The 21,803-nt window shown below is 52.3% G+C and carries 22 protein-coding genes; 12 read left to right on the forward strand and 10 right to left on the reverse strand.

The features are described 5' to 3' along the window. Positions 1-502: 502 nt before the first annotated feature. The 7 genes from Q8Q07_08650 to Q8Q07_08680 all read left to right on the forward strand — a co-directional run bounded on the left by Q8Q07_08650 (position 503) and on the right by Q8Q07_08680 (position 4,350). Positions 503-649: a hypothetical protein gene (locus tag Q8Q07_08650; protein MDP3880353.1), complete on the forward strand. Its 147-nt coding sequence runs from the start codon at positions 503-505 to the stop codon at positions 647-649. A 104-nt stretch (positions 650-753) separates the two neighbouring features. Then, positions 754-1,353 carry a DUF1508 domain-containing protein gene (locus tag Q8Q07_08655; GenBank protein ID MDP3880354.1) on the forward strand — a complete coding sequence of 200 codons (600 nt, stop codon included), beginning with the start codon at positions 754-756 and terminating at the stop codon, positions 1,351-1,353. 197 nt (positions 1,354-1,550) lie between these two features. After that, positions 1,551-1,727, forward strand: a complete 177-nt coding sequence (locus tag Q8Q07_08660) for a desulfoferrodoxin FeS4 iron-binding domain-containing protein (protein MDP3880355.1) — start codon at positions 1,551-1,553, stop codon at positions 1,725-1,727. A 50-nt stretch (positions 1,728-1,777) separates the two neighbouring features. Next, positions 1,778-2,047, forward strand: coding sequence for a hypothetical protein (locus Q8Q07_08665; protein ID MDP3880356.1), 270 nt, complete (start codon positions 1,778-1,780; stop codon positions 2,045-2,047). Positions 2,048-2,062: 15 nt separating this feature from the next. Beyond that, on the forward strand, positions 2,063-2,374 hold the full coding sequence (locus tag Q8Q07_08670; protein MDP3880357.1) for a YtxH domain-containing protein: 312 nt from the start codon (positions 2,063-2,065) through the stop codon (positions 2,372-2,374). A 166-nt stretch (positions 2,375-2,540) separates the two neighbouring features. Beyond that, on the forward strand, positions 2,541-3,635 hold the full coding sequence (locus Q8Q07_08675; GenBank protein MDP3880358.1) for an AI-2E family transporter: 1,095 nt from the start codon (positions 2,541-2,543) through the stop codon (positions 3,633-3,635). Between the two features lie 94 nt (positions 3,636-3,729). Then, positions 3,730-4,350 carry a YihY/virulence factor BrkB family protein gene (locus Q8Q07_08680; GenBank protein ID MDP3880359.1) on the forward strand — a complete coding sequence of 207 codons (621 nt, stop codon included), beginning with the start codon at positions 3,730-3,732 and terminating at the stop codon, positions 4,348-4,350. A gap of 1,117 nt (positions 4,351-5,467) precedes the next feature. On the opposite strand, the gene Q8Q07_08685 is transcribed toward Q8Q07_08680, so the two are convergent. The 3 genes from Q8Q07_08685 to Q8Q07_08695 form a co-directional block, all read right to left on the reverse strand. Then, complete coding sequence (locus Q8Q07_08685; GenBank protein ID MDP3880360.1) at positions 5,468-6,634, reverse strand: hypothetical protein; 1,167 nt, start codon at positions 6,632-6,634, stop codon at positions 5,468-5,470. Between the two features lie 435 nt (positions 6,635-7,069). Beyond that, positions 7,070-9,034: a S8 family serine peptidase gene (locus Q8Q07_08690; GenBank protein ID MDP3880361.1), complete on the reverse strand. Its 1,965-nt coding sequence runs from the start codon at positions 9,032-9,034 to the stop codon at positions 7,070-7,072. A gap of 20 nt (positions 9,035-9,054) precedes the next feature. Continuing rightward, positions 9,055-9,606 (reverse strand): MarR family winged helix-turn-helix transcriptional regulator, encoded by a 552-nt coding sequence (locus tag Q8Q07_08695; GenBank protein MDP3880362.1) that lies wholly within the window; start codon positions 9,604-9,606, stop codon positions 9,055-9,057. Positions 9,607-9,759: 153 nt separating this feature from the next. Here Q8Q07_08695 and Q8Q07_08700 point away from each other — a divergent pair, with 153 nt between their 5' ends. From Q8Q07_08700 to Q8Q07_08710, 3 genes are read left to right on the forward strand one after another with little or no spacing between them, the layout of a single operon-like run. Beyond that, positions 9,760-10,188 (forward strand): MerR family transcriptional regulator, encoded by a 429-nt coding sequence (locus Q8Q07_08700; protein ID MDP3880363.1) that lies wholly within the window; start codon positions 9,760-9,762, stop codon positions 10,186-10,188. Between the two features lie 58 nt (positions 10,189-10,246). After that, a complete protein-coding gene (locus Q8Q07_08705; GenBank protein MDP3880364.1) occupies positions 10,247-11,677 on the forward strand; it encodes a hypothetical protein in 1,431 nt (476 codons plus the stop codon). Beyond that, complete coding sequence (locus Q8Q07_08710; GenBank protein ID MDP3880365.1) at positions 11,658-12,158, forward strand: hypothetical protein; 501 nt, start codon at positions 11,658-11,660, stop codon at positions 12,156-12,158. Before Q8Q07_08705 ends, Q8Q07_08710 begins: the two co-directional genes overlap by 20 nt. A gap of 28 nt (positions 12,159-12,186) precedes the next feature. Here the strand turns inward: Q8Q07_08710 and trxB are convergent, their stop codons facing one another. From trxB to Q8Q07_08745, 7 genes are read right to left on the reverse strand one after another with little or no spacing between them, the layout of a single operon-like run. Further along, positions 12,187-13,116 carry a thioredoxin-disulfide reductase gene (gene trxB, locus Q8Q07_08715; protein MDP3880366.1) on the reverse strand — a complete coding sequence of 310 codons (930 nt, stop codon included), beginning with the start codon at positions 13,114-13,116 and terminating at the stop codon, positions 12,187-12,189. A gap of 32 nt (positions 13,117-13,148) precedes the next feature. Continuing rightward, the gene (gene trxA, locus Q8Q07_08720; protein ID MDP3880367.1) at positions 13,149-13,475 is read right to left on the reverse strand and encodes a thioredoxin; all 327 of its coding nucleotides are present in this window, start codon (positions 13,473-13,475) and stop codon (positions 13,149-13,151) included. Then, the gene (gene plsX, locus Q8Q07_08725) at positions 13,450-14,460 is read right to left on the reverse strand and encodes a phosphate acyltransferase PlsX (protein MDP3880368.1); all 1,011 of its coding nucleotides are present in this window, start codon (positions 14,458-14,460) and stop codon (positions 13,450-13,452) included. Before plsX ends, trxA begins: the two co-directional genes overlap by 26 nt. Beyond that, positions 14,461-15,435 carry an acyl-CoA dehydratase activase gene (locus tag Q8Q07_08730; GenBank protein ID MDP3880369.1) on the reverse strand — a complete coding sequence of 325 codons (975 nt, stop codon included), beginning with the start codon at positions 15,433-15,435 and terminating at the stop codon, positions 14,461-14,463. A 12-nt stretch (positions 15,436-15,447) separates the two neighbouring features. Next, entirely contained in the window at positions 15,448-16,548 is a 1,101-nt protein-coding gene (locus Q8Q07_08735) for an acyl-CoA dehydratase activase-related protein (GenBank protein MDP3880370.1), read from the reverse strand. Further along, the gene (locus Q8Q07_08740) at positions 16,539-17,546 is read right to left on the reverse strand and encodes an acyl-CoA dehydratase activase-related protein (protein ID MDP3880371.1); all 1,008 of its coding nucleotides are present in this window, start codon (positions 17,544-17,546) and stop codon (positions 16,539-16,541) included. The genes Q8Q07_08735 and Q8Q07_08740 overlap by 10 nt, the downstream gene beginning before the upstream one ends. Further along, positions 17,543-18,718: a M20 family metallopeptidase gene (locus Q8Q07_08745; protein ID MDP3880372.1), complete on the reverse strand. Its 1,176-nt coding sequence runs from the start codon at positions 18,716-18,718 to the stop codon at positions 17,543-17,545. The genes Q8Q07_08740 and Q8Q07_08745 overlap by 4 nt, the downstream gene beginning before the upstream one ends. A gap of 374 nt (positions 18,719-19,092) precedes the next feature. Between Q8Q07_08745 and Q8Q07_08750 the strand changes: the two genes are divergently transcribed. Together Q8Q07_08750 and Q8Q07_08755 are read left to right on the forward strand one after the other, a co-directional pair. Beyond that, entirely contained in the window at positions 19,093-19,872 is a 780-nt protein-coding gene (locus tag Q8Q07_08750) for a carbon monoxide dehydrogenase accessory protein CooC (GenBank protein ID MDP3880373.1), read from the forward strand. A gap of 152 nt (positions 19,873-20,024) precedes the next feature. Then, positions 20,025-21,788, forward strand: a complete 1,764-nt coding sequence (locus Q8Q07_08755) for a formate--tetrahydrofolate ligase (GenBank protein MDP3880374.1) — start codon at positions 20,025-20,027, stop codon at positions 21,786-21,788. Positions 21,789-21,803 lie beyond the last annotated feature (15 nt).

Here is a 21,803-nt window from a genome sequence, read left to right on the forward strand (position 1 = left end):
GACCAGGCTCAGGTCAAGCCCGTAATTAAACTGGGGGTCTCACAGGGCGAGCGACAGTTGAAGACTAAGTAATAGGGGAGGGAGATAATCAAATGAGTGTTCATGAAAAATCGATCCAATATTCCGACAAAGTTAAAATAAAGCAGTGGTACTGGTATCCGCTGATTTTAGGCTCAGTGATGGTCGTTAGTGGCATTATCGGTCTAATCGTATTATAGAAAGCGGGATGCCAATAAATAAATAGGAGGTCAATATGCTCAATTTGCTCGTTCTCATTGCTATTATCCTGTTGATTTTGTGGCTGCTTGGTTTTTTTCTCCACTTCATTACGGGGCCGCTCCTCTATATCTTACTCATTGTTGGCATTATCTTCTTGATTATCTGGCTGGTGCCGCGAGTAAGATCTAGGCGTTAGCCCATACCTCAATATAACGAGATTAGAGTCCAAAGTGTTGGAGCAGAACCAATACCAATAATAGAAACTAAAAGGAGGGTTGGAAACATGCAACGAAAGGTAAGAGGTGACAAAAGGGTTGGTAAAATAGAAGAAGATCTGGGTCTATCCACCGGTGCCATCAGGAACAAGGATGGAAGGGATACCCGGTCTGACAAGAAACTGGGGACCATAAGAAAAGAGCAAGGCAAGTAGAAGGTGAGATGTCCCCGGCCTTTCATCTTCAAACGGCTCGGCGGCTAAGTCCACTGGCGGTCATGTCAGCCAGCCGCCAAAAAAGGATTTAAAAGGAGGAAGCAATGGGTAGCAAATCGGCAAGGTTCGTACCAAGCGTCAGGTTAGCGCAGTACGATGTCGTCAATAAACAGGGCGACGACATGGGTCAGGTGCAGACTTTCGTGGTGGATATGCGCGAAGGTCTGATCGCATTCGCATTGGTCGCCTTTGGTGGCATGTTGGGCATCGGCGACAAGTGGTTTGCCATACCCTGGGCCGCTTTAAAGTGGCACCCGGAGACAATGAAGTTCGTGCTGGATATGCCGGAAAAAGTCCTCAAGAACGCTCCGGGTATGGACAAGAATAAGTGGCTGGAAGAGATTGACAGGTGGCAGGAAGAGACAGACCTTCAGTTGCTTGACCATTATTACACCAGCCATGGTTTCCAGTCTTACGCGGGAATAGTGCAAAGAAGGATAACCAATATAGGCAGCCGCAAGCCTGATGCCAAGTTTGAGATTGACAAGGACGTGGCGGGGGAATTCAGATTTAAGATGGTTGCTACCAACGGACGGACCATCGCGGTGTCTGAGGGTTATACCACCAAAGATAATGCGCTGAATGGCATTGAATCCGTAAGGCAGAACGCGGCTGCGGCTGTGATAGAAGACAAGACAGTTTAGCCTTGATAAGTCAAACAGCTTGACCAAAGAATTGAAATATCCTGGTGAGTCGCCGGTGATGTTTTAGCCGACTCACCAGGTAGGCCTCATACCGGCGCGCAACGCTGAGGGGAAGAGCATTGGCACAGGATGGGCCGGGGGCGGCGGTTAAATTTAATGGCCGACGTACTATGAATATTAACAAGTAGGAAGTCGAAATGGCAGTTGAGAAAGTTGGCGAGAACTATAAATGTAATATTTGTGGTAATCAAGTTATCGTGACTAAGGCAGGCGGTGGGGTTCTCGTATGCTGTGGGGAGGACATGTTGAGAATAGATGAACACTATCAATCAAAGATAGCCTTGCCCGAAAACATGCCTGATTCTGGTGTGTAAGCGGCCCCACTATATCATAATGTTACTGTATTTTGACCAGGGAGGTGACAATGGGTATTGAATGGTTCCGTGACTTGAGTATAGCCATCCTGGGATTTGTAACCACGGCTGTACTCATCTTTATCACGGTTTTAATCTACCATCTGTATCGCAAGGCAAATTCTGCACTCCTGCTGGCTAAGTCGGCGTCGAAAATCGCCTATGATACCGTTGCCCTGGTGCAAGCGGGTATCAAGCCACTGCTTCCGATACTGACATTGATTCAAGGTATCCGCGGTGGATACAAGGGCATCAGTAAAATATTCAAAAAAGGAAAGTAATGAAGGAGAAGTGAAATGGGAAGTAAAACATTGGCAGGTTTTGGTATCGGCTTACTTGCCGGAGCAGTCATTGGTGGAGTTATGGCTTTGCTCTATGCGCCGCAGTCGGGCAAGAAGACCAAAAAGATCATTAAGGACAAGGTCACTGAATTCGTGGACGAAGTCGTGGACGCAGTCAAAGAAGAGACCGGTGAAGTTATAGACAAGATCACTAAAGTCGTGGACGCAGTCAAAGAAGAGACCGCCGATGTTGTCGATACGGTTGAGGAAGCAGTATCCGACGCAGGACGGAAGAGCAAGGCGGCGGTCAAGGCACTCAAGAGCTAGATAAACCGTATCTATGGCAAACACCATTGGCTCTAGTTTGAATAATGTGGTGCCCCGTGCAGCGGGGCAGGAATTGGTAGACGAATTGCAGCGCAAAGGTCTACCTATCGTCGTTGCCAGGGACTATACTGTCTCACTGCCAGGTGAACTGCAGTAGTGGCCAGATATGAATTCAGTCGGCGAGCTAATAAAAAGGCACTGGCAGCTCATAGTTTTTATACTGGGGCTGGTCTTCCTTTTCTGGTTAATCTGGGTGTTACGAATCGTCCTTCTACCTTTTATTGTTGGCCTCATTCTCGCCTCCCTGATGTTGCCGACTATCCGGTGGGTTGAGAAACGCCTCCCTGGCGCAGGTAAGAAGCCAAAGCTAAAACAGCTGAAACGGATTTCCATCATAGTGATAGTATATCTTCTGTCTCTGGCTATCATCGGACTGTTAATATTCTATACCGTTACCCTCGTAGGTAAAGCCATCAGTACCCTAGCGCAGGATGCTTCCCAGATCCTCCCGAATGGACTGGATATAATAAAACAATGGCTAAAATCTATCCCATTGCTATCTAATCCATGGGTTCAGGAGAATATCGACGTCTATATGACGAAAGCCGGAGAAGCACTGCCTGGTGTACTAAATGACTTTTTAACCAGTAGTGTGAAGAATATCCAGACTTCCGCAGGCATGATTTTAGGGTTTGTTGTCATGCCAATTTTCATTTTCTTCATTCTAAAAGACTGGGATAGCCTGCGCGACACGTTTTATAAGGTACTACCAGTATGGACTCGTAAACACATTAAGGGCATTTTATCTATTCTGCAACGTGTGGTAGTGCGCTATATTCGCGGGCAACTAGTGTTGGCGCTGGCTGTTGGGCTTTGTGCAGGGTTATTGTTGTTTATTTTGAAAATTGAGTTTGCTCTACCGCTGGCCGTCTTTGCGGGACTTACGGAAATGGTACCTATGATTGGTCCCTGGCTGGGTGGTGGACTGGCAGTCATTGTTACACTGGCAACGGCTCCGGAAAAGTTGATCTGGGTAGGACTGGGCTATTTACTCATTCAACTGCTTGAAAACAACCTGCTGGTACCGAAAATACAGGGTTCGCAAATGGAGATTCATCCGGCATTTATAATAGTGCTGAGTGTTATCGGGGCGTACTTTGCCGGAATCATCGGGTTTATTATCGCCCCGCCGATTACCATGTTCATCCTGGGTCTATTTAAGTACTTTCGTGATAGCATACGGAATAGTGGCATTAGCTAGATTGGATTGGCTACCAGGCTGCTGAAGAATATTCCTGCGTGACTTCACAGACACGGATTAATATGACTGACCGGAGAATAATGAGATAGGGTGGATGGTTAATCAAATAAAGCGCTTGAAAGCCAGGTTACAGAGGGCAAAAGACCGTCTTTTCAAAATACCCGCGGTACAGTTGATAGCTCGTACCGTAGAAGGAGCAGGTAATCATGATGCTACGCATAGAGCCGCCGGTGTAGCCTATTATGCCTTCCTGTCCATATTCCCACTACTGCTGGGACTCATCGCTCTTTTTGGCTTTTTATTGCCTTCAGTAGATCTGCAGGACACACTGTTGAACTTTGTCGGCAAAAATATTCCCGGCGCCACCAACATCCTGAAGCAAAATATTGCCGGTATTATCGAGTCACGGGGCACCATGGGTGTATTGAGCATAGTAATCTTCATCTGGGGCGCTAGTGCAATGTTCGGTGCGATAAGCCTGGCGATTAATCGTGCCTGGGATATTCACCGGTACCGCCGCTCTTTCTTCATTAGAAAAGGCAGCGAACTGGGCATGGTATTTGGTATTGGTATTCTCTTTCTTCTCTCCCTGGGAGCCAGTGCCATCATTTCAATTTTACGCGGAGTATTAAACCTGCCCGTAGCAAACCTGATAATAGTAAACGTGGGCAGCAGGCTGTTCGGAGTGGCTGGTCGCAGGTGGGAATCACGGTAGCGGAGTCGAAGGGTGGAGCAGGCAAGGGTAAAAAATAATGCAGGTTTCCCTTGAGCGTACCGGCGGATTCTCAGGTATGCGTGTCTCGACCGTGGTCGATACGGACTCGTTGTCCCCGGAAGAAGGCATGAAACTCAGGGACCTGGTGCGGTCAGCTAATCTGGCCGCGACGGAGTCCGGGGTGAGACCTTCACCAGGACGTCCCGACCAGTATAGTTACAGACTAACCGTCACTGAAGGGGTCCAGACACAAACTATTAGTGTCCAGGAACCAGACGTTCCCCCAGAATTGCGGTCGCTTTTGGATTGGCTGGTGGCAAGGGCAAGGAAAACGCAAAGACCCGATTCCTCGGCCACGCGGGACTAACAGTATCTTTTTTTTTCGGGTTCGGACGGTTGCGACATAGTATCAGTTGCATCTGAGCCCGCCAACTATCGGGTGGAACCGCCGGGGATTTTCTCAATTGACGGAGCAGTAGGTACTGGCGGGTGAGGTGCGTTCGCACTCAGTATTGCCGAAATCAGTTGCTTCAATCGAGCGCTTTTTGTCCCCTCTGTGTCCTGAATCTCCTGCGCAATTGCTCTGGTTTCGCTGGAAGCCGTGAGGTAGGTCCCGGTGCAATAACCAGGCTTCGAGGCGACGAATAGAATGGGGAAACCTGTTCCTAACTTATAGCCCCCGTAATATCCCAGTGTAATGGTGAATCGGTCGGCTTCATTCGGTTGGAAGCTGTGAGAAATCTTAATTGAATCCGAGTAAGTCTCGCGCTTATATATCTCGAGCGTAACCGAGTAGTTCGCCGAAGGCGGCAGGTAGAATAAAGTGCTACGACCTGTGGGGATTAACCTTCAGACCCTGGTCATGGAGAAATCTGCCCGTGTTAACACGGCAGTCTGGTCTCCCGTATTACGCACTGTTATATCAAGGATAGGGTATCGCCCGGGCGCATCATCAATAAATGCGTCTACTATCTCCAACCGGGGCCCCGGCGGTGGGGGTGGGCTGAACTAGCCACCACCATCTTAATCAAGGTTAGTAGTTGGCAACTAGAATATTCGGAGAGATAGACACTGACGTCAGGTTTCATGATTGTGTCATGTGTGTCACGTTCCTCCTTTACACTCTTCTCAGCTTTAGATACACGTCATAGATACCATCACTGTCTCCTCCATCAAAATGGAGCGGATCGAATATGATCGGATTTACAGCACTCGTTCTTGCATCCGCGTCTGCTTCGGTGAGGGACAGAGCAATAGTGTCGTTGATTTGATCATCGGCACCTATCAGGTCAATCAAGTAAGTTACTCCAATGCCCACCACAGCAACACCGGCTACGAGCCATCCAGCTAAACCTCCGGCTCCTGCCGCAGTAGTCGCAGCAGTAGTTAGAGCTGCTCTCACTGCATCAGTCGTTTCGCTAACGTCACCTAAATCATTCTCAAAGCATGAGGCAGTTATCAGGACTGAAGAGTCAATGGCACGCGGCCCTGCAAATCCAAAGAGGCGCAGATTTTCATCTCCGCTCTGCGGCCGTGTGTCGCCGTCATCCACATCTTCATAAACGGGGGTGTGAGACGCCAGTGCTGGCGTACCAGCCTCTGCCATTTCTTCGGTAATGACCCCGAAAACAACGTAGGGTTCGTCACTGATGTTCCCGAAAATTCCCAGATCCTCGGGGTTGCTTTCATCCACGCAGTACAGTTTGGTAAACGTGACTTCGTACTGGTTGGGTGGTGCAGTCGGGGTGGGATCAGGTTGTGATGGAGGAGTTCCTTGACAACAACAGCAGCAGCAATCATGTGTTTCCTTGACAGGCAGTCTACCGGTAGTAGCCACTGCTGCGGCAATGGACCTTACGCTTGTATTTCTAAGCGCTCTTGCTCTTTGTACGATACCGACTATCTCAGGGATGTCAATCCCTTGCGTTATCCCAATATCCAGATACTTAGGTGAGAATGCTCGCCTCTTTATCGCCCTCGGTATTCCCCGATGTTTTTCGGCTGCTACTTCAAGCACCTTCCTTGCTTCCGGAATCTTATCCAGGGACCGAGCAAGGCGTTCATCCATGGCATTTTTGGAGTCCTCCGGTAACTGAGTCAGGTAGCGCTCGATGAGGTGCATCATGGCGGGGACGAACTCGTATCCCTCCCCCCTGACTTCGTATTTTCTCAGTCTATCTTCAAGCGACTTGTGCTGTCTCTTATTTCCATGCGTTCTGTCACATTTCTTTACCATTTTCCTTGAATAAAGGGATCTTTTCCTTTTCTGCTCTTCTGTAGCCATGATTGTTTGCTCCTTTTGATGATTGATTAATTGGGTCACGTTTCCCTGGATAAGCTTCCTCACCAGCCATAGAAGAATCCTACCTTCCCGCTACATCTTGAATCATCTAATAAATACCTCCTTTTCATCTGCCAGACACACTGTAGCCTCACAGGGCAATAGCAGTTGTGAAGAAGAATATGACCCGAATCGGAATACATTCCCCCTTTTAATCGTACTATCATAGCCAGTCTTTTGAAATAGCTAAAAGGCCATAGAAAGAGTGGATATAGTATCAATTTAAGGGCATAATAAGGTCAGTATCGTAAGTAAAGTGAGAATCGTATTATTAAACAAGGTAACAGGCATTTAGCGGGGAATTAATGTTTCTCTGTCCCTAAAAAACGGAGAGGCCGCGTTCGCGGCCTCTCCGTCACATATCCTATCTGCGACGACCTATTTCGTGAAGCTATTCTCCGGGGTAAATCCGTCCCAGCCGGTAGCGTTCACATTTGTAACTGTTGTCGTGTAGGTGCCGGATGGAGCATTCTGAGCTTTGAAAGTAACTTTCCCGTCCGTTCCCGTGGTCCCTGTCCCCGAGGCATAGAGGCCGCCGTTCCGGTACACAGCAATGGAAATCGAGGTGCCGGCGACCGGGTTGCCCAGGTCATCAACCAGCGTCGCAGCAATACGCAGGTGCTGGTTCCTGTTCCTGCCACCTTCCGTGTAGTAGGTGATAGAACTGATGCTGACTGCGGTTGCCTCGGTTGTGGGACTGAGAGCAAAGTTTACGCCTGACGTTGTCCCGCCTTCCTGCACACTCACCGTCTGCGAAGCACCCTGATATCCATCGGCCGATGCGGTGACGGAGTATGAAGCAGGGGGCACGTCTGAGATGGTGTAATTGCCATCGCTATCCGTAGTAGCCGTCCGGGTACCGTCAGTCACCGTAGCTCCGGCAATCGGCTGTCCCGTATCACTATCATTAACGTTACCAGAGATAGCGCCGTTCTGGATTATGGTCAGGACAATATCCACTGTGGTCGTGCCGCCATCGGCAACGGTAGCCTCCTGCCAGGCGCTGTGATACCCGCTGGCTGAAGCTGTTACCGTATAAGTTCCGTCAGGAACGTTATTGATGGAGTAGTTGCCATTGGTGTCGGTCGTTGCCGTCCGGGTGCCGTCGGTTACCGAGGCACCGGAAACAGGGTTCGTACCGTCAGCTACGGTTCCCTGAATGACTCCGGAGACCGGGGGACCGGGCGCCGCGTTGGCCGCATTGACGAGACCATAGCCGTAATGAGAGTCCTTGCCTGCAGGGCCGAGGTCATCGGCGGTTTGTTGCAGCCGCAGCCGGACTTCATCATTAATCAGCCCGTTACCGTTTGTGTCAGCAATACCGGACGCAATAATAAGGGCCGCCGCACCGGCGACATGCGGTGAGGCCATCGACGTTCCATTGTACTCAATATACCCGCCGCCAAGCTTGGTGGAGTTAATCTTGACACCGGGAGCCGCCAGCTCGAGATCAGGGCCGGTGCTGGAAAAGGAAGCACGTTTATCACTCTGGTCAGTAGCTGCCACGGCAATAACGCTTGCCCAGCGCGCCGGGTAACCGACGTTATCAGCCTTTCCTCCGGCGTTGCCGTTATTTCCAGCGGCGGCAACATGGAGCACGCCAGCGTTGTAGGAGTTGTCAAAGGCGGCTTTCACCAGCGTTCCCGGGTTGCCGGAGCTTCCGTAGCTGTTGTTGGTTACCTGTATTCCATTAGCCACAGCCCACTCAAGGGCGGCAATCACATCATCATAGGAGCCGCTTCCACTTGCACTCAGTACCTTCAGTCCGTAGGTACTAGCCTCAGGTGCGACACCGACAACACCGGTGCTATTCTTCAGAGCAGCAACCGTGCCCGCGACGTGCGTACCGTGACCGTAGTCATCCCTGGGGTCATTATCTGAATTAACGAAGTCATAACCGCCGGTATAATTGGCGTTGAGGTCGGGGTGAGTATAATCGATACCGCTATCTATGATTGCTACCTTCACTCCCGCCCCTGTGTTACCGCCGTCATGAACGTCACCGGCGCTGATACGCTTCACACCCCAGGTGTTGTCCAGTTCGGCATCAATAGCGTGAACCTCGATGACCGGCTCAACCACGGTCACCCTCGGGTTCCTTAATAACCCCTGAATAGCTGTTTCCGGAACTGAGGCGGCAATGGCCGGCACCAGACTATAGGTGTACCTGATGTCACCGCCTGCACCACGTACAACGGCTTCTTCATTTGGACCCGGCTGGAGGTTAAAGCCGATCAAGACTCTAACCATTTCCGGCGGCTGCGCCATCGCCGCCATCGGTCCCACCAGGCTGGTCACCAGCGCTAAAACGGCGGCCATTATAACGAGCAGTTTTTTGTTCACCTTACACCCCCTTTGTACATTTATACCGCAAGGGCAAGCCTCTTAGCATGCCCGTTTCTGTTGGTTTTTTTAAGATTCCTCAAACCATTTGCGTTAACAACTGTGTCATGACCATTTCCGCGTTCCAGTTCTTGAAGCGTGAGTATCCGGACCTTATCTAACAGCCTTGATAGCTGTTCCATATCCTCGTGATTGAAGCAGGACATAATGCGGTAAACCAGTTCCCGGCTGGGCAGCCTGACACTTTCAAACACTTCGCTATCTTTTTCCGTCGCCTCCAACCGTATAGCTCTTCCGTCCGTGGCATCCCTCTCTTTTTTGATCAGTCCGGCATGTTCCATATCGTCAATGACCGTGGTCAGACCCTTCTTTTTCCGGAAAAGTCTCCGCTCCAGTTCAGTCAGGGACGGAGGTATCTGTGATGATCTTAAAGCAACGAGGACTCTGAACTGGGTCGGCGTTATTCCGGCTGCGGAGAGTTGCACTTCCGTATATCTGGACACGACATCAGGGGCATTCAGCAGCAGCACATAAGTGTGGATGACAGGGTCTGCAATCTTTAAGTCAAACATGCGCAACACTTCGGTCTTATAAGTGACTATGATATTATGATAAAGGAAGTGGTCTTTGTCTGTCAACATGTCAGATGTTACGTTATACCTTGACAGTAACGTAACGTTATGCTACTCTAAAAGTTAGTTATAGTTTTATGCAGGTAGGTTCTGGTGTCAGAGACTATCCTTCAAATTGGAGAGCTGGCTAAAAAGGCTGGCGTCAGTATACGTACGGTAAGGTACTATGAGGAGCTTGGTCTGCTCCTGCCATCAGAAGTGACATCGGGTGGTATGCGACTTTACCGTGAAGCTGACGTGACCCGGCTGCGTTTTATCCGGCGTTTGAGGGTGCTCCGCCTGAGTTTGGATGAGATAAGAGTAGCCCTGGGGCTGGAACAACCATCGCGGGGCCGGCAGGAACGGGTAGCACGCACCATGGATATACTACTGATGGAGCAGTCCCGTGCCGAGGAACAAATAGCCGCCCTGGCGGAATTGAAAGAAGAGGTGGACCAGGCTCTGACCAATGTCAGGAAGTGCACGAAGTGTACTGTTGAAGAATGCCCGGAGACCTGTCCGCGGTTGGTCTACCTAATTTGAAAATTAAACATAAATGCTCTCAATTGCCCTTCTTTATATAGAGAAAGGAGTTTGTGTTATGAAAGTTGATGATGTATCTCTAGCGCGGGAACTGCTTAAAAAAGTTGGTGATGTTTCGCCATTCTCCGGCAGCCAGTATTCTTATCCGCTGAACCAGTCCCTTTTCGGTGAGCTGGACATGGAAAAGCTGCGCCGTCATGCTGAGAGCAGTGACGGCTCCCGGCTGAAAGAGGATTTACCTTTCCTCCTGGCCCTGGCTGAAGCTGTTGAGGCGTCACAGCCGGACAAGGGTGAGTTCTTCCTTAATGACCGGGAACTCAGAGCGCGACTGGTGCGACTCAACAGTACTGACGGCTGGGCTTTAATCTGGGGGCAGGATGATGAGAGGACGGCGGAACTGGCGTCCCGGCTCCAGCGTGAGAATTTTCAGGTCTATATTATGCTTAGAGGCGATGCTGGTGTTTCTCCGTCCCTGAGGGTGAATAAGCAGTACAAATTCCTCGGCTTTCGCTCGACCTCGACGGTCTATTTCTATCAGGCGCTGGTGCGCTATGCCCATATCTACGGACGTATACCCCTGGCCGATTCTCACGAGACCGGCGAGTTTATCCAGGACTACGCGCCGGGGGTGATGTTTCTGTCCGGAGAAGAACTCAGCCCGGTGGAGGAGGCGCTGTTTCTCGGTGGCCTCTACCTCGGCCTGCCGGGCATTGTCCCCACCTCTGTTTCCCTGCCCTACGGCACAGTGCTCCGGGCGGATGAGCCTCAGCAAATGGTGGAGAAAGCCCTTGACCTGCCCAATCTCCGGCTGCGCCGCCGACTGCGCTTCCAGGTGAATATCCCCTATAACTTCGATTCCACCTTTACCTCAGAGGAAATAAAGGAAGGTCCGGCCATCGGTGGTACTTCCCTCAGTTCCTTTGTTGTCAATAATGTCGATAAAGGGGATGGTATTGAGGTGCTGGGAGAGCCGGGGCCCGATGTTGCCATCGAGATTGCCATTGGTGATCCCGGTGTGGATATTACCATGACCGATTATCTGGAGGAGTTCGCCGCCGGGCTACCCGGTTACGTCCAGGGGGTCTCCGCGGCGGTGAAGGCAGGCGTCCCATTTATCCGCTGGCGCAGTGATTTGCCGTTGCAGATGACCGAGCTTGGCCAGGCTTACTATGACGGCCTGAAAGCCCACTTCAAGATTGACCGGCTTAAAGTCCGCCTTGTTTTTAACGGGTCAATGCTGCCGGATATGAAGGCTGAGGCTGAAGCTTTCCGGCAGAAACGGGAACGGGCGGTGCTGGCTGCCAGCGAGGAAACCGAGCCTTTCTTCTATGCCTGCACCCGCTGTCATTCCTTCGCTCTGGAGCATTGCTGTATCATCACCCCTGATCGCCCGCCCCAGTGCGGCTCCCGGACGTGGATGGAGGTCAAGGCGCGCGCCGTTCTCTCTGACTTCGATAACCGAGGACTGGGTGCGGCAATCAGGGCCTGATCTCCAGGCGGTGGTCGAGAAGGGAAGCTCGGTAAGCGCCGAGAGGGGTGAATATGAGGGTGCCAACCGATCTGTGGCGCTGCTCACCGAAGACCGTACCCGCCGTGTTTTCCTGCATAGTATTTTTGACCACCCGCATACCGCCTGTAGTTGCTTTCAGGGTGTGGCTTTTTATATCAAAGAGGTGGATGGCATCGGGCTGGTGGACAGGGCATTCAAAGGTACTACTCCTGATGGCTATACCTGGGATGATATCGCTAACGCCGCCGCCGGTAAACAGTCGTCAGGGTACGCGGCTTTTGGCGGTGACTATCTGAAGTCGCGCAAGTTTCTGCAAGCAGACGGAGGCTGGCAGCGCATCGTCTGGATGTCCCGCGCATTGAAGGAAAGGTTCGCCTCAGACAAGGCCTGGATTGCCACCGAGGATGATGTCAGTGATATTGATGAGCTTGCCGCGTTCCTCAAGGCAAAAAGAGGCTGAACCGATAAAGCGCTGACTTTTACCGGTGCTAGCCTTCGGTGAGGAACCTTTCGGCGTAGATGGCGGCGGTAGCCCCGTCACCGGCGGCGGTTATCGCCTGCCTTCCGGAGTTGGCGCGGATATCTCCGGCGGCCAGGATACCGGGTATTTTCGTCTCCATCTTCTCGTTGGTAATGATATGGCCGATGGCATCCAGTGACAGGAGCCCCTTCAGGTAGTCTGTCTCCGGGCTAAAGCCTATAGCTATAAAAATACCGTCGACATCCAGCGTTGATTTCTCTCCGTCCGGTAACTTATGAATCCTCAGCTTCTCCACGAAATCCTTGCCCTTAATCTCCTCAACGGCGCTATCCCAGAGGAAATTCATTTTGGGTTCGGCGAAGGCCCTCTCCTGGATAATGCGGGTGGCGCGGAGCTCATGGCGGCGGTGTATTACGGTAACCTTTGAGGCAAATTTGGCGAGATGCAGGGCTTCAGTGATAGCGGCGTTACCCCCGCCGACGATGGCTACCGGCTTGTCTCTGAAGAAGGCGGCGTCACAGGTAGCGCAGTAAGACACCCCCCTGCCGGTAAACCTTTCTTCTCCGGGCACATTCAGTTTCTGCCGTTCCGAGCCGCCGGCGATGATTATCGCCCCGGCGGTAAAGTCGCCGTCAGTGGTACTGACTATTTTCACATTATCGTGAATCTCAATGCCGGTAGCCTCGGCAGTGATCGTTTTTAGCCCGTACTTTTCTGCCTGGCGGTGCATTACCTGGCCCAGGTCAAAACCGCTGATGCCTTCCGGAAACCCGGGGTAGTTTTCTACCACTTCGGCATTGACTATCTGCCCGCCGACCAGCGCCTTTTCGATTATCAGGCTATTGAGCCTGGCTCTGGCGGTATAAAGCCCGGCGGTAAGTCCCGCCGGCCCGGCGCCGATGATGACTACATCATAGTCAGTATGTTTTGTCGTCATTATTGCCCATCACCTCCCCGGCAGATTAGTTTTTAAGTAAGAACAGCCTTCAGGTTCTGTTTAAGCTCTTCTTTAGGTCTGGCGCCAACGATGTGCGATACCGGCTCTCCATTCTTAAAGATGAGCAGGGTAGGGATGCTCCTGATGCCGTAACGGCTGGCGGTAGTCGGGTTCTGGTCAACATCCACCTTGACAAACTTTATCTTCCCCTCGAATTCATCGGCCAGTTCATCGATTATGGGGGCTACCATCAGGCAGGGTTTGCACCAGGTTGCCCACAAGTCTACCAGTACCGGTTTGTCAGCCTTCAGTACTGCCTGGTCGAAGTCTGCGTCAGTCACGGATATGGGTTTGCTCATAGTCTTCCTCCTTAATTTTCTGGGTAATGTCCCGTTCTATGGTCTGTTTCGCCAGGCCAATGGCATTCTTTATGGTTGTGGCCTGGCTGCGTCCGTGAGCGATTATTATGTTTCCCTTTACTCCCAGCAGACACGCCCCGCCGTATTCCCGGTAGTCCATCCTTTTTGCCAGGGTGCCCAGCCCCACATCGAGGAGCAAGTCGTGTCCCTGCAGGTGATAGGCACGGGAGAGCAGACGGCCGACGTGCCTTAGCTTGAGGAAGGTATCACCCAGTCCCTCGAGGGTCTTCAGAACGATGTTGCCGGTGAAGCCATCAGTGACCACAACATCGACGGTTCCCTGGGTGATATCGTAGCCTTCGATGTTACCGATAAAATTGAGCGAGGTCTTCTTGAGCAGCTGGTGGCTTTCCTTGGCCAGCCGGTTCCCCTTGCCTTCTTCCTCTCCATTATTAAGCAGTCCGATACGGGGTGAATCGATACCGAAGATGCCCCTGGCATAGATAGACCCCAGCTGGGCAAACTGCACCAGGTGGTTTGGCCGGCAGTCAGCATTAGCCCCGGCATCAACCAGCAATACCGGGCCGGTGGTATTGAGGTTAATGATACTGCCGATAGCCGGGCGGTCAATTCCTTCTACCTTGCCCAGGCTGACCAGGGCTGAGTAGAATACGGCTCCGCTATGTCCCGCAGAGACGAAGGCGGAAGCGATGCCATCCCTTACCAGGTTAGTACCGACGACGATTGAGGAACATGGCTTGTTTTGTACCGCCTCCACAGGGGATTCATGGAAGCCGATGGTCTCACCGGCATCGACGATGCTCAATCCCAGGGTTGTCAGGTGACGGCCGGCCTGCACGTAGAGCATATCCCGCTTCCCTACCAGGATAACCTCGACTTCAAGCTCTCTGGCGGCTTTGATGGCCCCCTTTACTATTTCGTGAGGTGCGTACTCTCCCCCCGCGGCATCAACGGCTATTTTCATCTATTTATTCTCCTCAGCCGGGGCTCTTTCCCAGAGGTCACAGCGGCCTCCCCAGCGGGCAAGCACCTGCTTATCACTGGAAAGCTGGGCTATTTCACACAGGTTAGGACAGGCTTTGCATTCAAATGATGAGGTGTTGTATTCTGCGTCGCTGACATCGAGCCCCTTAAACTGGCTTCTTTTACCGGAACCGGTCATCTCCTCATGTACCAGCAGGGCAGCGCCTATGGCGCCCATGACCTCGTGGTGAGGCGGGACGGTGATATCGGTACCGAGTTCATCCTGGAATGCCTTGACTATTGCCTGGTTGAAGGCAACCCCACCCTGAAATACAATCGGTGTTTTGATTTCTCTCCCCAGTCCCACATTATTAAGGTAGTTGCGTACCAGTGCCTGGCACAGTCCGTAGATAATATCCTCGATTCGGTGTCCCATTTGCTGCTTATGAATCATATCAGATTCGGCGAAGACGGTACACCGTCCGGCAATGCGTACCGGTGTCCGGCTGTTCATCGCCCGCTGGCTGAATTCCTCGATATTCATGTTGAGGCGCAGCGCCTGGTGGTCTAGAAAGCTCCCCGTGCCCGCTGCGCATACTGAGTTCATGCCGAAATCAGTTACTACCTCATCCCTGATGATAATTATCTTGCTGTCCTGCCCCCCAATCTCGATGATGGTCTGCGCCCTCGGGAAGTAAAACAGGGCGGCGGTGGCATGGCTGGTAATCTCGTTTTTGACCAGGTCAGCGCCGACAACAACCCCGGCCAGGTAACGGGCGCTCCCGGTAGTGGCTACTCCGCGAACGTCAGCCTCTTCTCCCAGTTGCTCCTTGATTTTCATCAGCCCCCGCTGTACCATTGCCACCGGGTTGCCCTCGGTCGGCTGGTAGACGTGAGCTATGAGTTCATCCTCTTTATCCAGCGCTGCCAGCTTGGTGGTTACCGAACCAACATCAATTCCCAGATAAACTTCCATAAAAAATCTCCCTCAGGCGGTCGCTGCCTGCCTGTTTCTGGCGGTATGTCTCTTGCGTTGCAGCAGGTCAACGAAGGCTTCCAGCCTGGTCAGCATGCCTGTCTTGGTCATTTGCTCATCACAGATGAAGGTCAGTACCGGGATCTTCTCCCTGGTGGATGGCATGATATTCTGGGCGACCACTTCCGGCATACAGGTGAAGGGGGCCAGGTGAATTATACCATCATACTCCCCGGAGTGGAGCACCTTTTCCCCGACCGTTTCCCAGCCTTCTCCACCAACATCTCTCTTGAGATAAGGTAAAGCCGCCTTGTGTATCCTATCCTTCTCGTTTACCCCCAGGGGATTAAGAAAAAGGCTGAATTTAGTCCATTCGGAGACAAAGGTGGTACGCCTTACCTCCACCCCCAGCTTACCCAGCTCACTCTCTACATCCAGGTTGGAGAACGGGTCCAGAACCACATAGAATTCCCCGGTAATGCCTATAATCAGTGGTTGGGCTTGCGGGTCTCCGGCGAGGCGGTCAAGCCGGCTAATGCTGTCTGACTGGGCCTTCTTGAGTGTAGCATAATCTTCAGCATCATCAATAGCCCTGATAGCGTCACTGAATATCTGGTTGGCGGTTCCCTTTACCAGTTCTATGGCGCGTTTTTTCTGCACCGCACGCTCTATCCTGTCCAGGGCGTTCAGTTTGGCGAGCCCAAAACGGAAAGCTGATATAATTCTGGGCCAGGAAGCGTTGTTGGCCAGGTGTTTAATTGTTTTCAGCAAACCGAAAAGCTTGTGCTCGGATATTCCTATCCTGACTATTTGGACATTGTTGTATCCCAGGTCATGGAGAATTTGCTCCTGCGTCCGGGCGTAGTAGCCCAGGCGGCAGATACCGTAGCCGGCGGGCATAATCATGGTATCGGCCCCCATCTCGGCGGCCTCAATCAGGTTACCCAGTGTCAGTTTGAATGGGATGCAAAGACCTTCCGGAGAATGCCTGGTACCCAGTGACAAAGTGCGCTGATTACTGCTCGGCGGTATGATAAAGTCAACATCAAGCCTCTGAAACAGGGCTTTAAAAGGGATATACATGTTTCCCATATGGGGCAGGCTTACGCGCATTTTTCCGCCTGTTTTCTTTTCTTACGGTATATCATTTCCAGGAAGGCTTCTAACCGGGTGATAATGCCGGCATCAGCAGTGTGTTCTTCCAGGGTGAGACTCATGAAGGCAGTATCATTCAGCCGGTTAGCTTCCCGGCGTACCGTGTCAATTATTAGCGAATCAGGCCCGCAGCCGAAAGCCATCAGGCCGATAACACCATCGGCTTCACTTTGAAGGTAATGCCCCCCCGCCCCGACGATTTCCTCTTCATATGTCCAGTAGGTCTGGCCGGTTAATCTGGTTACCGCAGTGCCCAGTTGCCCGTCACTGAGTATCTCCGGGGTTAACACCCGGACGTCAGCCTGCTCCAGCCTCCTGATGAGGCGGTGATTGATGTGCTCATCATAGAGCAGATAAGGGTGGCCGATGAGGGCGATAGTGGCTCGCGTTGACGCTGGACTGCCGGAGCCTGGACTGTACTTTGCCGGTGTCTCCCCGGATATTCCGCCCATTGCCTCAGGCCGCGTCAGTCTGCTATTGGTCATCAGTTCCTTATAGTCCAGGTAGGCTCGCCAGGCTGCCAGACTGGCATGCCTGAGCTGTAAAGGATTCCGGGTGAAGTGCCGCCCCAGTTTATAGATAGCCTGGTATAGCCGGTTCTTACCCCGGTTAGTGTCAATGTCTATTTCCAGGATGGGAGGAGCTTCAGGGACAACGGCCCTGGTCATATCCGGTAAGCCGAGGAACTTGGAACAGTTATAAACATTATTGCCTACGCTGCGGACAGCCGGAATAAAAATCCAGTCGCACTTTTCCGCCAGGGAGATAACATGCCCGATGTAAGCCTTGACCGGCAGGCAGGTATCAGCTATTACCCGGGCGGCGCCGCCGGACAGTATTGCCTGAGTAGTCGGCGGTGAGACCACCACTTCTGCCCCCAGTTCTTCAAAGAAGGTCTTCCACATAGGGTAGTACTGGTAATATAACAGGGCTCTGGGGATTCCTATCCTCTTCATTTTCTTTGCTCAAACTCTTTTCTGGCGCTGATTATCAACTCGGGATTGGCCAGCAGGTCCACGACGGTCATCGCCATGGCTTTGGCGGCATCAAGCATTCCCTTGATACCACCAGCGGAGGCGGCGGCATCCGCAAACTGCGGAGAATGACCGGCTATCCTTTTATCGCCGGTGATGGCGACCCTGGGGTGAATGCTGGGTACCAGCTGGCTGACATTGCCCATATCGGTACTGCCGGCACCGTCGCCGGAAGCGGAAAGCCGGACTTTTCGGCCGAGGGATTCCATATTTTGTTTAAACAGGTTGGCCAGGGACAGGTTATTACGCATTGGTGCGTAACCTCCTTCACCCCATTCATATTCCAGCCTGGCACCGCTGGCTGTGGCCGCACCGGTAAAGCAGTTGAGGACTTTTTGCTTTAGTTCAGCCAGGTAGACATCATCTGTAGCGCGGACTTTGAACAGGCCAGCGCTATAGGCGGGGACGATATTGGCTGCTTCTCCTCCATTGGTGACAATACCGTGAATACGCGCTGTGCCCTTGATGTGCTGGCGCAGTGAATTGATGGCGGCAAAAGAGAGGGACATTGCTTCGGCAGCGTTGACGCCTGCCTCCGGTCGGGCGGCGGCATGGGCAGCCCGGCCATAGAATTTGACCTCTATAATCTGATTGGCCAGTGACTGGATGGTGGCCGTATCATCCACTCCGGGGTGTGCCATCATGGCGATATCCAGGTTATTGAAGGCTCCCCGTTCAGCCATTATTGCCTTACCGCCGTATATTTCTTCCGCAGGGGTGCCGATAACCATGATGGTGCCGCCGAAGCGGCCAACAGCTACCTTTGCGGCTATGGCGGCGCCGACGGCCATGGTACATATCAGGTTGTGACCACAGGCATGACCGAGTCCGGGCAGGGCATCATACTCTGCCATGATGGCGAGAGCTGGCTTGCCATTTCCGTAGCTGGCCTTAAAAGCGGTCGGCATCTGGCAGATACTCCGTTCCAGAGAGAAGCCGTTTTCCTCCAGATACCCGGTTAGCCATTCGGCTGCCTTGAACTCATGGAAACCCAGCTCGGGATTGGCGTGGATTTTCAGAGACAGTCCGTTGAGTTCCTCCCGCCGGGCGTCTATTTCATTAATGACAGCCGCCTTTAGTTTGTCTGCTTCCATATTCCCAATGTTCCTCTACTGGCTAGTAGAGTCCTCATTCTGCTGGTGTCATCGGTATCGGATTTACCGCTTAACTCCATTCCTCTTCTTTAACTGCAATGCTCCCGGCTGACTATGTTCGCATTTCGAGGTAATCTTGCCGGCTTGCCCTGGCCGCCGCCGAACTGACATAACTGACAACCGGGATGCAATTACTTCTGTCGCAATTAACTTTTCATTATAGCTTAACCCCGCCGGTATTTCTAGGGCGCGTGCTTGACTTCTCATCGAACATGGGATATACTAGCCAGGGTAAGCAACAGGTAGCGGGATTATCAGGGCTGAGTGCTTTCCCTAGGAAGTCTCAGCCTTAATTATGCCAGAATAGATTTTCAATGAAGATAGCTATTAGTGGCAAAGGCGGAGTGGGTAAGACCTTATTAGCAACTCTTCTGGCTAAGATATTCGCTGATTCCGGCTATTCCGTACTGGCTATAGATGCTGACCCTGATTCTAACCTGGCGGCTAACCTCGGTTTCCCTCACAGCGAAGAAATAACTCCCATATCAGAGATGGGGGAGCTTATTGAGGAGAGGACGGGGGCAAGACCCGGTCAGAGCGCTCCCTACTACAAGTTAAATCCCAGGGTTGATGACCTTCCGGAAAAATACTCGGCAAAGCTTGACGGCATCAGGTTGATGGTGATGGGGCGTATCAAAAGGGGGGGCACCGGCTGCTATTGTCCGGAAGGTACTCTCCTGCAGGCATTGATGGCTCATCTGCTCATCGCCAGAGACGAAGTGGTCATTATGGATATGGAAGCTGGAGTTGAGCACCTGGGACGGGCGACAGCCAAGGCGGTGGATAGACTGATTGTGGTGGTGGAGCCGGGCCGGCGGAGCATTGAGACGGCTCTTAGAATCGCCGAGTTAGCCAGGGATATCGGCCTGCAAAATATCGGTGCCGTCGGCAATAAAATCCATAGCCCATCAGAGAAAGAGTTCATAATTTCAAACCTGCCCGGCTTTCAATTCCTCGGGTTTATCCCTTATGACCAGGCACTGGTTGAGGCTGACCTGGCCAATCAATCCCTTTTTAACTCCAGCCCGGCGATTCTGGCCGCGGTGAAGGATATTTATCAGGCGCTGGTATCGGCTGCCGGACACCATGCCTGAATTCAGGAAAGAACATAAATGGCTGACCGGAGGTGGGGAGAGCCGCTCCCCTTCCCAGGTTTATGTGGCGTTGTAGATGCTGAGGTTGCCTGCAGTAACCTCAGCGGTAGATAGCTGGACGGCAAAATATAGACAAAAATATAGGAGGTTTCATGGCTTACGATGCGGTAAAGATGAAAGACTGGCAGATTGCCGAGGCGGCAGAGGTGAACATGCCCACGCCTGACGAGTGGCGGGAAAAACTGAACCTGCAGAAGGATGAGATTCTTCCCTACGGTAGAATAGCCAAGCTTGATTTTCTGAAGATAATGGAGCGTCTCAAGGATAGACCGGACGGCAAGTATATTGAAGTGACTGCCATAACCCCCACCCCTCTGGGAGAAGGGAAGAGCACCACTTCCTGCGGTCTGATTGAGGGTCTGGGTAAGCGGAACCTGAATGTGGGCGGCTGTCTCCGTCAGCCCTCGGGCGGGCCTACCATGAACGTTAAAGGGACGGCAGCCGGTGGCGGTAACGCTTTGCTCATCCCCATGACCGAATTCTCGATGGGGTTGACCGGTGATATCAATGATATTATGAATGCGCAGAACCTGGCGATGGTGGCTCTTTCCTCGAGGATGCAGCACGAGCGTAATTATGATGACGATCGCCTGGCTAAACTGACCAAGATGCGCCGGCTGGATGTTGACCCCACCCGGGTAGAGATGGGCTGGATTATAGACTTCTGCGCCCAGAGCCTGCGTGATATCATCATCGGCATTGGCGGCCGGATGGATGGCTTCCTGATGCGGTCGAAATTCGGTATCGCCGTCAGCTCAGAGCTGATGGCGATCCTGTCCATTGTCCGGGACCTGGCTGACCTTCGTGAGAGACTGGATAACGTTACCGTGGCTTATGACAGAAAAGGGAATCCGGTGACCACCAGGGACCTTGAGGTAGGTGGCGCGATGACTGCCTGGATGCGAAATACCATCAATCCTACCCTGTGTTCTACCGTGGAATATCAGCCTTTGATGGTACACGCCGGACCTTTCGCCAATATCGCTGTCGGCCAGTCATCTATCATTGCTGACCGTATCGGCCTGAAGATGTTTGACTATCATGTCACTGAAAGCGGATTTGCCGCTGACATCGGCTTTGAGAAATTCTGGAATGTAAAGTGCCGCTACAGCGGTCTAAAGCCACATGTTTCGGTGCTGACGACCACCATCCGCGCCCTGAAAATGCATGGGGGCGGGCCTAGAGTGGTGGCCGGTCTACCCCTCTCCGAGGAATACACTAAAGAAAACCTGGGACTTCTGGAGAAGGGCCTGCCTAATATGCTGCACCATATTAACACCATCAGGACAGCCGGTATCAATCCGGTGGTTTGCATCAATAGCTTTCATACTGATACCAAAGACGAGGTAGCCATGGTCAGGAAAGCGGCGGAGGCGGCGGGAGCGCGCTGCGCGGTGAGCACGCACTGGGCTAATGGCGGCGATGGCGCCCTGGAGCTGGCCGATGCGGTTGTGGATGCTTGTAAAGATGATAATAAATTTGAGTTCCTCTATCCTAACGAGATGAAGCTGCGTGACCGTGTGGCCAAGATTGCCAGGGTGGTCTACGGGGCGGACGGTGTCTCCTGGTCGCCTGAAGCTGAAGCCAAGGCTAAGAAATTCGAAGCTGATCCCAAATATGACCAGTATGCCACTATGATGGTGAAGACTCACCTTAGTCTTACTCACGACCCGACCATTAAGGGCGTACCCAAGGGGTGGACTCTGCCCATCCGCGATGTGCTGGTTTACTCCGGGGCGAAATTCCTCTGTCCCTGCGCCGGGACCATAACCTTGATGCCCGGTACCAGCTCTGACCCGGCCTTTAGAAGGGTCGATGTCGACGTGAATACTGGCAAAGTACAGGGACTCTTTTAGCACATTGGCGCCATA

Source organism: Dehalococcoidales bacterium (genome assembly GCA_030698765.1).
Classification (GTDB): Bacteria; Chloroflexota; Dehalococcoidia; order Dehalococcoidales; family UBA2162; genus JAUYMF01.

Bases quoted from the DNA above. Each gene is read 5' to 3' on its own strand.
- Q8Q07_08740 (MDP3880371.1), bottom strand. From the start codon at position 17,546: ATGAAGAGGATAGGAATCCCCAGAGCCCTGTTATATTACCAGTACTAC.
- Q8Q07_08705 (MDP3880364.1), top strand. From the start codon at position 10,247: ATGAAAGTTGATGATGTATCTCTAGCGCGGGAACTGCTTAAAAAAGTT.
- Q8Q07_08655 (MDP3880354.1), top strand. From the start codon at position 754: ATGGGTAGCAAATCGGCAAGGTTCGTACCAAGCGTCAGGTTAGCGCAG.
- Q8Q07_08680 (MDP3880359.1), top strand. From the start codon at position 3,730: ATGGTTAATCAAATAAAGCGCTTGAAAGCCAGGTTACAGAGGGCAAAA.
- Q8Q07_08695 (MDP3880362.1), bottom strand. From the start codon at position 9,606: ATGTTTGACTTAAAGATTGCAGACCCTGTCATCCACACTTATGTGCTG.
- Q8Q07_08650 (MDP3880353.1), top strand. From the start codon at position 503: ATGCAACGAAAGGTAAGAGGTGACAAAAGGGTTGGTAAAATAGAAGAA.
- Q8Q07_08750 (MDP3880373.1), top strand. From the start codon at position 19,093: ATGAAGATAGCTATTAGTGGCAAAGGCGGAGTGGGTAAGACCTTATTA.
- trxA (MDP3880367.1), bottom strand. From the start codon at position 13,475: ATGAGCAAACCCATATCCGTGACTGACGCAGACTTCGACCAGGCAGTA.
- Q8Q07_08660 (MDP3880355.1), top strand. From the start codon at position 1,551: ATGGCAGTTGAGAAAGTTGGCGAGAACTATAAATGTAATATTTGTGGT.
- Q8Q07_08730 (MDP3880369.1), bottom strand. From the start codon at position 15,435: ATGGAAGTTTATCTGGGAATTGATGTTGGTTCGGTAACCACCAAGCTG.
- Q8Q07_08685 (MDP3880360.1), bottom strand. From the start codon at position 6,634: ATGGCTACAGAAGAGCAGAAAAGGAAAAGATCCCTTTATTCAAGGAAA.
- Q8Q07_08675 (MDP3880358.1), top strand. From the start codon at position 2,541: ATGAATTCAGTCGGCGAGCTAATAAAAAGGCACTGGCAGCTCATAGTT.
- trxB (MDP3880366.1), bottom strand. From the start codon at position 13,116: ATGACGACAAAACATACTGACTATGATGTAGTCATCATCGGCGCCGGG.
- Q8Q07_08745 (MDP3880372.1), bottom strand. From the start codon at position 18,718: ATGGAAGCAGACAAACTAAAGGCGGCTGTCATTAATGAAATAGACGCC.
- Q8Q07_08735 (MDP3880370.1), bottom strand. From the start codon at position 16,548: ATGCGCGTAAGCCTGCCCCATATGGGAAACATGTATATCCCTTTTAAA.
- Q8Q07_08755 (MDP3880374.1), top strand. From the start codon at position 20,025: ATGGCTTACGATGCGGTAAAGATGAAAGACTGGCAGATTGCCGAGGCG.
- plsX (MDP3880368.1), bottom strand. From the start codon at position 14,460: ATGAAAATAGCCGTTGATGCCGCGGGGGGAGAGTACGCACCTCACGAA.
- Q8Q07_08665 (MDP3880356.1), top strand. From the start codon at position 1,778: ATGGGTATTGAATGGTTCCGTGACTTGAGTATAGCCATCCTGGGATTT.
- Q8Q07_08670 (MDP3880357.1), top strand. From the start codon at position 2,063: ATGGGAAGTAAAACATTGGCAGGTTTTGGTATCGGCTTACTTGCCGGA.